This window comes from Shimazuella soli (assembly GCF_022511585.1).
Classification (GTDB): Bacteria; Bacillota; Bacilli; order Thermoactinomycetales; family Thermoactinomycetaceae; genus Shimazuella; species Shimazuella soli.
The window spans coordinates 439,573-454,132 of the sequence record NZ_JAKWBN010000001.1 but is presented as its reverse complement, the minus strand read 5'-3'; the positions used below and the strand labels follow the sequence as shown (position 1 = coordinate 454,132).

The window sequence follows — 14,560 nt, the reverse complement described above, 5'->3', positions numbered from 1 at the left end:
CGGATAACTTTTTTTCTATTATAATCTAGCAATATAGCAAACTTTTCTGTTTTATGTCTTTCCAGATAGCGTTTTTATGATTCTTCTGAGCTCACACTGATACCGTTTCTCTTCAAAAGAGCAGCTGTTACTCCATTTCCTGCTTGTTTCTTTCCTTGAAAGGTTCCATCATAAATGACACAGCTTCCACAAGAAGGACTGCGTTCTTTTAAGATTGCTTCTGTAGCACCGACTGATTTTGCCACACGCAGTGCTTCCTCTGCACCACGTATAAATGCATCGGTAACATCTTCTCCTTCGATCGTGATCACCTTAGCTTTTCCATCCAACACATCCTCCCCATCACCACCTACGATCTCTGCTGGGAGACGCGGAGTAGATAACCCTCCCATCTGTTCGGGGCAAACGGGTACTGCCTTCCCTTCTTTTACTAACTTTTGTACCTCTGTATCCAAACTATGCTTTCCGTCAAAGCGGCAATGAACGCCCATCAAACAAGCACTTACCAGTTTCATCTTCCTATGCACCTCCTTCTTGTCAGAAAATTAAGAATATGATTGCACTCTACCGAAATACAGAAGAACTTGTTACAATGTAGGGGATGAATTGATGCTTTGCGCAATGAAACCCTTTCTTCGATGAAGATTCGATGAAGAAGGGAATTTATCTATGTCTACGATACTGTTGAAAAATGAATTTTGTAAAGGGTGTTTTTCATGTCCTCATCTGTCGTCGTGGTTGGTGGTGGCTTAGCTGGACTTTCTGCAGCAGCCAGACTAGCATACCATGGATATCAAGTAACACTATTAGAAAAGGCGCCCAAACTAGGTGGAAGGGCAATCTCTATCCCAATGAAAGGATTTAATTTTAATTTTGGAGCACATGCCATCTATGCTCGTGATAGATCTGTCCTCCGTAAGTTTGAAAAAGAGATCAAATTGGAAGTGGATTGGCGCGACTTCTCCCCCTCTAAAGCATTTTATGACATGGGGACTTTTACCACCCCGATGCCTGCAACTTTAGAAGGACTGTATAAAACGAAGGTGCTAGATGCAAACAATAAAGTTCGATTTGCTGCTGAGATTTTAAAAACATTGACTGCTATCGAACGTGGAGAAGATGGCGTACTAATCGGGGATTACCTAAAAAAGCAACCTGAACAAATTCGTGAATTGCTATTAACAGTTGCCTCTTCTAACTTTTTTACCAATGAACCTGAAAATATTCCCTCTCCTTTATTTTTTGCATATTATAAAAGACTTTTCTCTACACAGCGAGCTGTTGCCTACATAGGTGGAGGTTGGCAAGCGATTGTAGAATCTTTTGCAAGTATCATTGAAAAAAATGGCGGGAAAATTGTTACAAAAGAAAAAATCGATAAACTAGAAGTCGAAGATAATAAAATCAAAGCCATTCAAGGAAAAGAACAGTCTTACGAAGCAGACGCATTTATTTTCTGTATTCCACCAAAAGAACTCGGAAAATTATTTGGGGAAACAAAATATGAATCTCTGTTCACTCCGTATACAAATTATCTTCCAACACAAGTTGTGGTGTATGATGTTGGTTTATCTAAGCGGATAGCAAGTCCATACACATATATTTATCACAAAGGGGAACGAGTATTTATTACCGACATTTCCCATTATGACAAAACTTGTATCCCTGAAGGCGGACAGTTGATGCAAGCTGTTGCTTATTTGAATGAAAAAGAGATCAAAGAAGGCAAAGCAGATGAAAAAGTAGCGATTATCGAATCTGTATATGATAAACATTTTGCTGGCTGGAGAGATGTGCTTGTTGCAAAACGTCTTTCCAAAAAAGCAACTGTACAAGAAATCAAAAGCATTCATGATCAACAACTCATGCCTGTACAGTTCTATAGTTTAAAAGACACGTATTTCGCAGGAGATTGGTGCCATGGTGAAGGGCAATTGTCCGAGCTTTCATTCACCTCTGCTTATGAAGTTACCAACCGTATTATGAAACAGGATAATAACTGAGTTTTTTTAGACAGCCCCTTTTGGTGTGCTGTCTTTTGTTCTTTAGTATCCTTTTGTGATTTCTTTTTCCCTCCAAAATACTGTTCTCCTTGATCAATCACTTAGCTGTACCAATTCGCTTATGTGTTCCGTTTTCGCCCTGTAACAAGAAGTCTCTCACTCATCATCTCCATTCGTTCCATATAAAGGGAATTTCCCTATTCTAAATTTACCTCTTTCTACATTAATTAATAAATAATAAAAGATTGGACAAGAAAGGAATTTCGAATATGGAGCTGATGCTGAGTCATTTTCTGCTGGGCATTTCATTTGCTGTTCCAATGGGGCCTGTGAATTTAGAAATTGTTCGAAGAGGAATAGGACAAGGTTTTCTATCCGCTTGGATTGTATCTCTTGGAGCAATCACAGCAGATGTTGTATATTTGATTGCTATTGACCGAGGTATTTCCATGTGGCTGTCTATTCAGTGGATACATGTTACTTTGACTTGGTTAGGTGCATTATTTTTTCTAAAACTCGGCTATTCAAGTATAAAAAGTACTTTCCATCCTTCTGAAAATCTTATTATCCAAATAGCTGCTTATGAATCTAGCAGATGGAATGCTTTTTGGAGTGGATTTCTGATCGCTATCATGAATCCTATTAGTTTTCTCTTTTGGTCAGGTGTCTATGGTTCACTTTATGTGACACTTCTACAAAAGCATGATTCCAACATGATTATCATGTGTATTGGGTTTCTCTTCCTAGGAAAAGTAATTTGGAATATCAATGTCGCCACAACTGTTCATGTAAGCCGTAGATATTTACACGAAAAAGGAGTCCGTGTGATAACCTTTATAACTGGCCTTGTTTTAATAGGATTTGGCATAAAATTTTTCTGGGAAGGAATTTCGTATTTCCTTAAACCCCTCTCTTTCTAGAAAGCATTATTCATCTAAATTCCATTTGATTACTCTACCGAATTATTCTACTATTAGGAACAAACAAATTACTATTTAACACGAGGGGGTTACATGCTTGATTAAGACATTCATTTGCTTGCTTTTCCTCACCAATTTTTATTGGAACACTTCCTTGGAATCCCTTATATCTGAATTATCCCAGTACTACCAACAACATCAACAAAACTCTCCAAACAATACACCAGCCAACAAACAGGAGATTTCAAAGGAGGAGTCTCACATACAACCTTCCCCAGAAACGACAACTGATGATCCAGAAGCAATCATGGACGATGCCAATAACCCATTTCTTAAAACAACTGGTCTTTATACCGAGAAAGACTCACAAGCTGTCAAATGGGTAAAAGACAACCCAAACGATGAACGTGCTAAAATAATTAAGGAAAAAATCGCTAGTATTCCCACTGCAAGATGGTTTGGCGGGTGGAATACAGATGAAGTGGACAACTATGTAAGCGAAGCAGCAAAGGAAAAGAAACTTCCGATCATTGTCGCATACAATATTCCGTTGCGTGACTGTGGCGGATATTCAGCCGGTGGAGCAAACTCCGCAAAAGAATACAAAGAATGGATCCGAAAAATCGCAAAAGGCATAGGCGATCGCTCTGCGGTTGTCATTTTAGAACCAGATGCTTTGATTCATCTAGACTGTTTATCTGATGCAGACCGGCAAACTCGATTTGCCTTGCTAAAAGAGGCAACAGAAATCTTAAAACAAAATGCACCTGCTGCTTGGACCTATATCGATGGTGGAGATGGAAAATGGAAATCTCCTGAAGATATGGCAGAATGGTTAAAAGAAGCGGGAGTCGTAAATACAAGGGGAGTATCGCTAAACGTTTCCAACTACAATAAAACTACTGATGTCGAACAATATGGTACAAAATTAACAGAAATACTGAAAAACAAATATAATATCACTTCCCATTTGGTTATAGATACGAGTCGAAATGGCAATGGATCAAATGGACAATGGTGTAATCCTTCTGGAAGAAAATTAGGAAATGAACCATCTATCCAATCCAGCTCCTTGACAGACGCTTATTTATGGATTAAACGCCCAGGAGAATCCGATGGCGATTGTGGAATTGGACAAGGTACACAAGCTGGACAGTTCACACCAGAATTAGCAATGTCGTTGATCAACGGTTCTTGATTATCAAATATCAAAAAAACGATTGCGGGCTTATCAAATGCAATCGTTTTTTATTCTTCTGATCCTGCTGTAAAACGCAAATTCTTGTGTTGGTTTTTCTATTTCATTTTTAAACAACAATACATACATTTATTGGGCGGAGTTTGGTCATATACATAACCAAACTCCCGATGAACCCAGACTTTGAGACGGATTAGAGTTCGTCGAACAACTTGACAAAAACTCGGAATGGAAAGCCAGAACAAGTAGTCCCCGATCACATCTCCGATGAACTTCCAGAAACCTCTGCGGTTGTGGTTCATCTTCTTCACCCTTACGGGCTTACGACGACGTCGCGGGAGAAAACTCATTTCCCCTCCATGGGTTCCGTTAGCACAATTGTTTTGTGCCAACTTCCATTCTATCAAAAAATGCTGATATCGTTATAGATATCAGCATTAGACTTAAATAAATTTCCGCGACATGATAGAAACGGCCAAGATAGCGATCCCTGTCATGACGAGGGCAACAATAGCAAATACCATAGCAAAGGTACGGCGGTCATCAGCATAACTTTTTAACTGTTCATAGGTCTTCGCATCCATTCTTTTTGCATGAAACAATTGATTACCATTTCCGATCCATAGCAAAATAACCGAAATTGCAAAGATAATCCAAGGAGGAATTCCCTCGATAAAAGCAAGTTTGGGATTACGAATAAAAGCTTGAACAATAAAAAAAATCGTAGCAGCTACTTGCAAGATAGCATTCGTGAAATAATACGAAAACCATGCATCTTTTAATTTTTCTTTTTCATATATTAGCAACTCTTTCATACCTGGAAATAATAATAGAAGAGGACCAGGTGTTCGAAATAGAAAGAAACCGATAGGAGAGATGAGAAATATGCCAGCTAAAACAAGATAGACTATTAATCCAGTAGCACCTGTAAAGATGACACTATATGCAATGATGGCATAGAGAAAAAAGATCAGATTGGTATAAATTAATTGTTTTTTTCGAAGCTCTTTCCACTTTGTTTGTTCCATAATTGACACCTTTCTTTAAGCCGTAATTCCATGTATGGCTAAAAAGATTTGTTCTACTGCTAGCACTTTCTCTATTTTACCAGATTTGATATCTTGATCAGCTGCAATGGTTAACGACAAATATTTCTTCAATTGTTCTAGAGTAAAGGATGCAGAATGGGAAATTGCTAATTTTACCGGATACGGATGAACTCCTAGCATTTTCGCGATTTCACTTGCACCCATTCCTCTAGCCGTCAACACTTTCGCCTGATATAACAAGCGAAATTGCCTTGTCATCAATGCCAAGATTCGAATCGGCTCCTCTTTTTGTGTGAGCAGATCCTCCCATATTTGCCAAACTTCAGTGATTTTCTTCTCTGCTAGTTTCTCCGTCAACTGAAAAACATTATTTTCAAGCGTTCGCGGGATCAATTCATCCACGATTTCCTGTGTGATGATACCTTTGTGTCCCACAAAGAGACTTAGCTTCTCACATTCTTGATTGATGAGTCGTAAATCGTTACCGACTACCTGTATAAAAGAAATACATACCTCACGCTTGATCTTTACTTGCAGAGCTCGAAATCGATCCATTACCCATTTGAGCAGTGCTTGTCCTTTTAATGCATCAAATTTTGTAACAGATGCTACCTTCTCCATCTGTTTGACTACTTTTTTGCGTTTGTCTAATTTATCGTTCACTACTGTAAAGACAATGGCACTGCTTTCACTTGGTCTACTTAAATAATAAAGCCACGCATCTAAATTGTGATTTTGTTCTCTTTTTGGTTTAGCAGTTGTAAAAAACGTTGCGTTTTTTGCTATAATGAGCCGTTTCCCTCCAAAAAAAGAGGGAGTTTCTGCTTCTTGTATCACTTGTTCCAAAGGAGTTTCTTCCAAGTCCATTACAAGTAAATTCCAATCTCTTTCTTCTTCTGGAACTTGATCGCGGAGCTGGTTGCATTCTTCTTCCATTAAAAATGATTCTAACCCATAATACAAAGAAACAGGAGGGAGTTTATCTACCATCGAAATGATCACCTTTCTTCATGCTTTCTATCCGATATCCTTTAGGATCTATATGAACCAAAATAGCACCTTGATAATCCGTTCGCCATATCTGTGCACCAAACTGATGCAAGCGTGCAAGTACTTCTGGCTTCGGATGGCCATAACGATTATGTAAGCCGACTGATATGAGCGCTTGATCTGGATCTATTTTTGAGATCCATGCGTATTTTGTCGATGTTTTACTTCCATGATGAGCTACTTTTAATATATGAACTCTCGGCAACCTAAATTTTGCAAGAACCTCTTTTTCTGCCGGTTCTTCCATATCCCCTGTGAAAAGTATATTTGTCTTATATATTGATAGTAACATAACGATCGATCCATTGTTGATATTTGCTGGTGAAACAACCGATGAAGGATGCAAAATCTTTGCTTGTATCCCTTGTTCGATTTGCCAACTGTTACCTGAAACAACCAATTTTATTGGAATCTGTTTCTGTCTCATCAGCGTCAATAGTTTTGTTTCAAAAGAATCAGCCGGCACAGCTGCACTATGAAGTACCTGTCCAATTGAAAAGCGCCGAACTACAGCCTCCAATCCTCGGATATGGTCCCCATCTCCATGAGTCATCACAATCGTATCGATATTGTTAATTCCACGATATCGCAAATATGGCACCACCACATCTCTACCGACCTCAAAAGTATTGGTTTGTTTCTGCCATGTCTGCTGTCTACGTGGAAGGATTCCTCCACCATCTATCAAGATAACTTTTCCGCCAGCAGTTTCGATCAGTGTAGCATCTCCTTGACCCACATCTATCATCGTGATTCGGGTGGTTGAATGATTTCCAGGAAGAAGAAGGATTCCTGCTAACACCACAAGTGCAGAGATCATGACATACCGGAGACGTTGAACAAATAATCTATCCGTTACTATGGTGACGTAAAGAAACCAAAAGATAAAAAAGTAACAGAGAATCCACCATAGTGTTGGAGGAGAAAGTGAGTATGTCATGTACGGAAATCCAGAAATCCATCGTAATACATGATCCATTACATCTAATACCCAAGAAGTTATACTAGCTAATATTGCTCCCCAACCGTTAGAAATAAGATTCATCAAGACAGATAGACTTGATAGTGGTAAAACAATGACACTGTATACTGGTACGAATATCAAATTGACAGGAGCAGAAAGCCAAGAATACTGATAAAAATATGCTGCCACAACTGGGAAAGAAACGATTTGAGATACAAGCATCACAGATAAAGCTTGACGAAATCGATGCCAAGGAACTGGAATATGATGAGAAAGAGGTTCTACATAGACCACTAATCCGAGCGTAACAAGAAAACTAAGCTGAAATCCCGGCTCCCAAAGCTGATATGGATTCCAGATAAGTTGAACCAAGAGAGCTAGTGCCAAAAAAGAAACAGCATCCGCTGTTCTCCGTAAGATAACTGCAAGTAGCATCATCATTGCCATGATTACTGATCGAACAACAGGTGCACTCCCTCCCGTCAACATCGCATAAAACGGAAGAAAAACAAAGATCAAAAGTGCAGTTTTTTCTCTCGTTATCCCGCAGAGAATCAAGCAAAAGAACAAACTGGCTACCAATATGGAAACATGAAGTCCAGAAATGGATAAAACATGTACCAGACCAAGTGTGGAAAATATCTCTTGTGTAGAAGAATCGAGTGTATGTTGTTCACCGATAAGCATAGCTTGCAAAAGTCCAGCATACTTTGCCGGATATAGCTCAGCTATTTGATCATGGAGGAATTGGCGTAATTTTTCAATTTGTGAGTCCGTCGTATTGGAACAAGTAATAACTTGAATCTGCGCGACAGACGGTACATATGTCTGCCAATGAATACCGTAGTGATGCAAATATCCCGCATAATCAAATCCTCCGGGATTTCGGGCTGGTGATGGCCTTTCTAACTGGAGGGGAAGCTGAATGCTGCAACTTGTATTCCAACTTTTGGTGAGTGAGAGTTGTCTCGGACTGTCCACTTTCGTATTTACTCGAATAAGTTCTCCCGTTACCTGTTTAAGTTTTTCTCCATCTCGAAGATATTTGATCTGAACGTCAAATCGAATGCTATCCCCATCAATAATTGGCAAAGAAGCGATCTCCCCAATTCCATAAGTACTTAAAGGTTTTGAAAATACGGAAACATTTCCTTCGTTGTAAAAATGAAAATAGGCAGCACCAAAAGATATACCTATTAAACATAAAATAATGGGTCCCCCTTTCATGTATTTACCATAAAAGAGACACCCACTTAAAGCGATAATCATCGCGATAATCCAATATATATCCATATGAATTTGATTGGCTAGCCACACTCCAACAACCCAACCACAAGTTAAGCTCACAAATGGTCGATACAATCTGTTCGCTCCCCTACTCTTCAACTAGAGCGAATTTATCATATTTTCCAAATTTAGTCAAACATATATTCCTATGGAACTAACCATCTCTTGTCCACCCATCAATGAATGAAATATGCTTACTAGTTCTTCATTAGTAGTCATAGAGGTGAGATTCAATGATACCACATATTCAAGATTCTTATACCGGACGATATCGTTTTTTGCTTCCTTATCTTCTAAGAACATGGAAAAACGGAAAGATCATAGTAATAGATATTTCCAAATGAATTCTGTTTGGGTAGATTCTGGTTCTACCCTAATGGCAGTAAATCAGTAAAATGAATGCCAGTAATATTATTTACTGGCATGTTAGAAAAAATCTATTTGAGTGCCCTGAGTGCCTTCCCGCTTTGTATCAGAAAATCATAAGTTATACTAGTCATTTTTCTATAAGAGGGGACTGGCATATGAGGAATAAGTGTAGACAATGTAACGGAGTTATTTTCCCTCAGGGATGTCCAGCAATTTTTCCTGGTAATCAATGTGTATGCCCACGAGGGCCTACTGGTGCTACAGGGCCTACTGGTGCTACAGGGCCAACTGGAGATTGTTCCAATTGTCCGCCGGGAATTACTGGAGCTACTGGTGCCACTGGTGCCATCGGAGATACTGGAGCTACTGGTTTCGCTGGAGCCACCGGTTTCACTGGAGCTACCGGTGCTACTGGAGCTACTGGTTTCACTGGAGCTACCGGTGCTACTGGAGACACGGGGCCAAATTGGCTGTGGGAGAACAACTTGTTTGTTGACTCCGTCTATGGGCTCCCATTAGGAACAGCTCAACGAAATAATCCTGGAAGGCCTTACCTCACAATTGCCGACGCACTTACAGAGTCCCTACCAGGAGATAATATTTATGTCAGAACAGGGAATCATACTGGATTCAATTTAGACTTAACCGAAAGAAATTTATATTTGCAATCAGCAACCGTAACAAACAATACGGCAGATACTTCACTCTTCATTGGATCCAACTTCAACATCTATGGCGATGGAACGATTGTCATTAACTCTGGCTCTGCGTTTAATATCAGTGGTAAAAATTACATTGAATTAATACGTCTAACTACAAGTAGTGATGAGACTGTTGCAACTATCACAGACGAAACAACGATGTTTATTAAGGATTTATTCCAAAATACCAGCCCCACGGCTAATTCTTTTAATCTAAGTGGCTCAAAGCACAACTTTGCTATCACGAATTTTATTATAAATGGTGGAATTGGATTTAATATAGTTGTCTCGAGTTTTGATTTGAACATCGGAGATATAACGCAAACGGGAACAGGAACGATCTTTGTTCAGCCTGGAACAGATGATCAGAGTTTCTTTCGCTTAACATTTGACTCTATGTCAAATACAGGGAATATTTGGCAAGGGAGTAATAATGCTATCGCAATTTTTAACGGAAATGAAATTGTGACGAATTCTATTCTTGCTACCCCATTGTTCCTAATTAATGATCAATCTGTTACTCTTGTGATGGATATTAAAGCCATCTTAGGTTTTACTTCAACATCTGGTTTTTTTGAAATCCATGGTCAACTTTTCATTAACTTTATTGCTCTCATTTCAGCCTCACCTACAAATCCTATATTTTTACTTGAAGATACTGCTGCTACCGTGAAGATAGAAGGATTTGAGGTCCAAGCTGGTGGCGGGGCTCCAGTACTACGAGATCTTTCCAATGAAGCCGGAGTTAGGTATAAAGTCGTTAATAGCGATGCTACAAATACAGCTTCTCCTTGTTATGAAAAAAATAGTAACAGGGGAAATCATTTTATTGAAGGATCTTTTAATTTCTCAACCAATGATGCATCGATTCCTGCCATGTCCTTAACATCAGTTAATCTTACACAATGTTCTTTAGCAATTGATAACTTTAACAACTCAGGTCCTGGCATTAGTTTATCTGTTGTAAATTGTGAACTGAATGGTTTTATTCACCGCATTAATTCAAATAGTAATGCAGTTTGCTCATTCCAACTTCCTTTTGGGAACATCAACCTTCAGATTGATGAAACATTCCAGAATGGCCCTTCCATAGTACCCACACTTATCTTGGCAGGCGGCAGATATAATCTTACCATGAGTACCACGAGGTCTGTTTTAGTGGATGGGTCTGTGTCAGGTACAGAAGTTTTACTTTCAACTAAAAGATGGGAAAACAATGGTGGGATCAATAACGCTACTCAGCTGGCGCTGATAGGTGATTCGTTAATTGAAGCAGATGTAGAGCTCTGGAATAATGGAGATGCAGGTGCAAATAGTGTTCAAATGATTAATCTTAATACGTCAAACACTGCTAATCCCTGTGTGCTAAACATTTCACGATTTATTTCGAACTCAACACCTGCGAATAATAATCCGTTAATCTCCGTTACAAGCGGACGCCTTTCTCTCTCAGGTGGGGATTTCCAATACTACGGTCAAGCATTCGTAGCAAATGTTTCAAATAGCAGTGTCCTAGTATTTGACTTTCTCACACAACTATTTAGTCCCCCTGGTGTACAAAATCAATTTGTCGTCGATAATGCAAGGTTAATTTTGTCTGGACAAAGCATCAATGGATCATCTGGTGGGGGTCTTGTAGTGTTGTCTAATGGAGCAACCGGGACTGTTGACTATCAAACTTTAAATTATTCTACTTCTTTCCCCAATTCTATTTTCAACATTGCTGATTCTTCACTAACTGTTAGCATAACCGACCTAACCAATACTGGAGATGGGGATGTGTTTTTTATTTCGGGTAATTCATCCATCTTGGTCAATAGTGGAAATATGGTGAACAACACAGGCCGATTGTTCTTCTTAAGTGGGAACAGCACCATAAAAGCAAATTATAATCGCGGAGACGCAACTGGTTCTGTAGTAGCAATAGAGCTGGATGGTACGTTCACTGGATCATTCTCCCATTACTGTAACTACCTAAATGCAACTGCTAACTGTATCCTCATTGATGCGGGAGCCAGTCCTAATTTTATGAACATTTCCGGTCGATATGTATCAACTAGCACAAATGTAATTGATAATCAGACCAATATAAACTTTGGGCTTCGCGCTGATAATACTATCCTTGTGGCAGGAAACGGTGCTGCTTCGATTAATTCACTTACTCCACTCACCGTCTATTGTGGCGGGGTATTAACAACCAATGATCCCTTGTCACCTCCTGCTAATGTAACTCCAGTTCCAGCAACTAATTTTGCAAGTGATCCAACATTCCAATAAGCAGATCTAGAATCACCAGCCCCGTCAACCTTGAAGTTGATACGCCAGATCGCCCCGCTTGTGTTGCAGAAGTACAACGTGTGAGTCTGCCTCCAACCAGTTGCTGCGGCCGAATTCTATAAGAATCCGGCCGCACTTATTCAACGTAAAAGCGCAGATGTGCACCTAAGCCTTGGCCACAAGTCTCGCCACTTCGCTATGCTCCTAGTCTCACTTTGAGCAGGTGAAGCGTCTTTGTGTTTTGAGGCAACAATTGCTACAAACACACACATCAAGCCACTTTATTCATAGTGTTCAGTTGACTTATGCAAAAATCACTTATACTTTGGGCAAAGTAATCCCATGTTGATGTTGATACTTCCCAGCTTTGTCTTTGTAAGAAACCTCACATGTCTCATCGCTCTCTAGGAAAAGAACCTGGCATAAACCTTCCTGTGAATAAATTTTCGCTGGCAATGGCGTAGTATTAGATATTTCCAATGTCACATGTCCCTCCCAACCCGGCTCAAACGGCGTAACATTGGTTATAATTCCACACCTTGCATAAGTCGACTTACCAACACAAACTGCTAGTACGTTTTCAGGTATACGAAAATATTCTACGGATCTCGCCAAGGCAAAGGAATTTGGTGGAATGATACACACTTCACCTTTATAATCGATAAAAGATTTCTCATCGATTTCTTTTGGATCAATTATTGGATTTAAGGCATTATGAAAAATTTTGTATTCGTCTGAAACACGTAAATCATAGCCATAACTCGATAAACCAAAACTAACAAATTCTCCTTTCCCCACATTCCGCTCTACAAATGGTTCGATCATTTTTTGTTCGATTGCCATTTTGCGTATCCACCTATCGGATTTAATTGTCATATATAACCCTGTCCTTCCGTCAGATATAGATTCCAGAAATATGATACACTAAATGCCTGTCTTAGAATATGATTCTCTTAAAAAGAAATTCTTCTTCTCATTCTCAGAAAGATTCAGCTATTCTTTTAAATCCTATGAAAATAGACAGTGCAGCAGAAGGATAAAACAAAGTTATGATGAGGTAGAGGTGTCAAATAATGGCTATCTGTTTGCATTTTGAATTAGTAAAAGTTGTGGATACTGTTGCGGTATATCGCTTTGGTAACTGTTCAGAGAAACTAGATGGACTTTTCGAAGTGGATATACATAAATCTCTCTTCCAGAAAAAAGTCTTAGAAGATACTCCCCTCAGTGAAATAGTAAAACTCCTCAATCAAAAACAAAGTCAATCTAAGGCAAATTATGTTTTCTCCAAAATCATGAAACACTATCAAAAATATAAAGAGTATCCACAAAAGGGTGGATATTTTGCATAACATAGTCCCCATCTACATGCATGTTCATTCAACAATGCAATTTAATATTTCAATCAAATCAATATTGATACATAAAAAGAAAACGATATATGCACGTTAATGAGTAACTAAACAATTCTTTGCATTTTTGAAAACGTTTCCGTTAAAATAGAATTGCTAAATATTTTTCAGGAGGAATAATTATGTCAAATAATGCAACAATCATCGATTTAACAGATAAATATGGTGCAAAAAACTATCATCCCCTACCCATTGTCCTAGTAGAAGGGGAAGGAGTCTGGGTAACCGATGCGGACGGAAATCGCTATATGGATATGCTTAGTGCCTACTCAGCACTCAATCATGGACACCGCCATCCGCGATTGATTCAAGCTCTGAAGGAACAAGCGGATAAAATCACACTTACTTCGCGTGCCTTTCATAGCGAACAACTCGGTCCTTTCTATGAAAGAGTAGCTCAAATCACTGGTAAAGAAATGGTACTACCGATGAATACAGGTGCGGAAGCGGTAGAAACAGCAATTAAAACCGTTCGACGATGGGCATATGATGTGAAAAAGGTAGCAGCAGATCAAGCAGAGATCATCGTCTGCGAAGATAACTTCCATGGCAGAACAGTCACTACGGTCTCCATGTCATCAAACCCTGATTATCAACGCGGTTTTGGACCACTTACACCAGGTTTTAAAGTGATTGCTTATGGAGATGTGGAAGCACTGCAAAATGCGATTACTCCAAACACTGCTGCATTTATTTTAGAACCGATTCAAGGAGAAGCTGGAATCATTATTCCTCCAGAAGGATTCTTACAAGCTGCTTATGATATCTGTAAGAAAAACAATGTTCTATTTGTCGCTGATGAAATCCAGACTGGATTCGGCCGGACTGGTCAATTATTTGCCTGTGATTGGGAAGATGTAAAACCTGATATGTACATTATGGGCAAAGCACTAGGCGGCGGAGTAATGCCTATTTCAGCAGTTGCCGCAGACCGAGAAATTTTAGGTGTCTTTGAACCTGGTTCACATGGATCTACCTTTGGTGGAAATCCGCTTGCTTGCGCCGTTTCCATTGCTGCTTTGGATGTGTTAGAAGAAGATGAATTACCAAGACGTTCTCGTGAACTTGGAGAATATTTTATCGAAGAACTAAGAAAAATAAACAATCCAATTATCAAAGAAGTTCGTGGAAAAGGATTATTCGTTGGCATGGAATTACATGAAAAAGCTCGTCCTTACTGTGAACAATTGATGGATGAAGGCCTTCTCTGTAAAGAAACCCATGACAACACAATCCGCTTTGCTCCACCATTAACCATCACCAAAGAAGAATTGGATCAAGCTATCGAATTGGTGAAAAAAGTATTGTCTTAAGTTAAAATTATAATAGC

The 14,560-nt window shown here is 39.2% G+C and carries 12 protein-coding genes; 6 read left to right on the top strand and 6 right to left on the bottom strand.

All coding sequences use genetic code 11. From position 1 onward, the window contains the following. Positions 1-74 precede the first annotated feature (74 nt). Positions 75-515 (bottom strand): 2-thiouracil desulfurase family protein, encoded by a 441-nt coding sequence (locus tag MK805_RS02455; protein WP_240873610.1) that lies wholly within the window; start codon positions 513-515, stop codon positions 75-77. A 201-nt stretch (positions 516-716) separates the two neighbouring features. Here MK805_RS02455 and MK805_RS02450 point away from each other — a divergent pair, with 201 nt between their 5' ends. The 3 genes from MK805_RS02450 (at position 717) to MK805_RS02440 (ending at position 4,121) form a co-directional block, all read left to right on the top strand. Continuing rightward, positions 717-2,003: a phytoene desaturase family protein gene (locus tag MK805_RS02450; protein ID WP_240873609.1), complete on the top strand. Its 1,287-nt coding sequence runs from the start codon at positions 717-719 to the stop codon at positions 2,001-2,003. Between the two features lie 278 nt (positions 2,004-2,281). Then, entirely contained in the window at positions 2,282-2,923 is a 642-nt protein-coding gene (locus MK805_RS02445) for a LysE family translocator (RefSeq protein WP_240873608.1), read from the top strand. Positions 2,924-3,020: 97 nt separating this feature from the next. Then, positions 3,021-4,121: a glycoside hydrolase family 6 protein gene (locus MK805_RS02440; protein ID WP_240873607.1), complete on the top strand. Its 1,101-nt coding sequence runs from the start codon at positions 3,021-3,023 to the stop codon at positions 4,119-4,121. 98 nt (positions 4,122-4,219) lie between these two features. On the opposite strand, the gene MK805_RS02435 is transcribed toward MK805_RS02440, so the two are convergent. From MK805_RS02435 to MK805_RS02420, 4 genes are all read right to left on the bottom strand, one after another. Continuing rightward, positions 4,220-4,471 carry a hypothetical protein gene (locus MK805_RS02435; protein WP_240873606.1) on the bottom strand — a complete coding sequence of 84 codons (252 nt, stop codon included), beginning with the start codon at positions 4,469-4,471 and terminating at the stop codon, positions 4,220-4,222. A 93-nt stretch (positions 4,472-4,564) separates the two neighbouring features. Then, positions 4,565-5,149 (bottom strand): hypothetical protein, encoded by a 585-nt coding sequence (locus tag MK805_RS02430; RefSeq protein WP_240873605.1) that lies wholly within the window; start codon positions 5,147-5,149, stop codon positions 4,565-4,567. Between the two features lie 15 nt (positions 5,150-5,164). Then, positions 5,165-6,160, bottom strand: coding sequence for a DNA polymerase III subunit delta (holA, locus tag MK805_RS02425; protein WP_240873604.1), 996 nt, complete (start codon positions 6,158-6,160; stop codon positions 5,165-5,167). Next, complete coding sequence (locus MK805_RS02420; RefSeq protein ID WP_240873603.1) at positions 6,150-8,546, bottom strand: DNA internalization-related competence protein ComEC/Rec2; 2,397 nt, start codon at positions 8,544-8,546, stop codon at positions 6,150-6,152. Before MK805_RS02420 ends, holA begins: the two co-directional genes overlap by 11 nt. 449 nt (positions 8,547-8,995) lie before the next feature. On the opposite strand from MK805_RS02420, the gene MK805_RS17950 reads away from it, so the two are divergent. Then, entirely contained in the window at positions 8,996-11,818 is a 2,823-nt protein-coding gene (locus tag MK805_RS17950; protein WP_275092320.1) for a collagen-like triple helix repeat-containing protein, read from the top strand. A 318-nt stretch (positions 11,819-12,136) separates the two neighbouring features. On the opposite strand, the gene dcd is transcribed toward MK805_RS17950, so the two are convergent. Further along, positions 12,137-12,694, bottom strand: a complete 558-nt coding sequence (dcd, locus tag MK805_RS02410) for a dCTP deaminase (RefSeq protein ID WP_255724449.1) — start codon at positions 12,692-12,694, stop codon at positions 12,137-12,139. 197 nt (positions 12,695-12,891) lie between these two features. Between dcd and MK805_RS02405 the strand changes: the two genes are divergently transcribed. Together MK805_RS02405 and MK805_RS02400 are read left to right on the top strand one after the other, a co-directional pair. Further along, a complete protein-coding gene (locus tag MK805_RS02405; protein ID WP_240873601.1) occupies positions 12,892-13,170 on the top strand; it encodes a hypothetical protein in 279 nt (92 codons plus the stop codon). Between the two features lie 182 nt (positions 13,171-13,352). Next, on the top strand, positions 13,353-14,543 hold the full coding sequence (locus MK805_RS02400) for an ornithine--oxo-acid transaminase (RefSeq protein WP_240873600.1): 1,191 nt from the start codon (positions 13,353-13,355) through the stop codon (positions 14,541-14,543). Positions 14,544-14,560: the final 17 nt, after the last annotated feature.

What these genes read in the sequence shown, in the direction of transcription:
- MK805_RS02455 (WP_240873610.1), bottom strand. Translation starts at nt 515, where the DNA reads ATGAAACTGGTAAGTGCTTGTTTGATGGGCGTTCATTGCCGCTTTGAC.
- MK805_RS02450 (WP_240873609.1), top strand. Translation starts at nt 717, where the DNA reads ATGTCCTCATCTGTCGTCGTGGTTGGTGGTGGCTTAGCTGGACTTTCT.
- MK805_RS02445 (WP_240873608.1), top strand. Translation starts at nt 2,282, where the DNA reads ATGCTGAGTCATTTTCTGCTGGGCATTTCATTTGCTGTTCCAATGGGG.
- MK805_RS02435 (WP_240873606.1), bottom strand. Translation starts at nt 4,471, where the DNA reads ATGAGTTTTCTCCCGCGACGTCGTCGTAAGCCCGTAAGGGTGAAGAAG.
- MK805_RS02430 (WP_240873605.1), bottom strand. Translation starts at nt 5,149, where the DNA reads ATGGAACAAACAAAGTGGAAAGAGCTTCGAAAAAAACAATTAATTTAT.
- holA (WP_240873604.1), bottom strand. Translation starts at nt 6,160, where the DNA reads ATGGTAGATAAACTCCCTCCTGTTTCTTTGTATTATGGGTTAGAATCA.
- MK805_RS17950 (WP_275092320.1), top strand. Translation starts at nt 8,996, where the DNA reads ATGAGGAATAAGTGTAGACAATGTAACGGAGTTATTTTCCCTCAGGGA.
- dcd (WP_255724449.1), bottom strand. Translation starts at nt 12,694, where the DNA reads ATGACAATTAAATCCGATAGGTGGATACGCAAAATGGCAATCGAACAA.
- MK805_RS02405 (WP_240873601.1), top strand. Translation starts at nt 12,892, where the DNA reads ATGGCTATCTGTTTGCATTTTGAATTAGTAAAAGTTGTGGATACTGTT.
- MK805_RS02400 (WP_240873600.1), top strand. Translation starts at nt 13,353, where the DNA reads ATGTCAAATAATGCAACAATCATCGATTTAACAGATAAATATGGTGCA.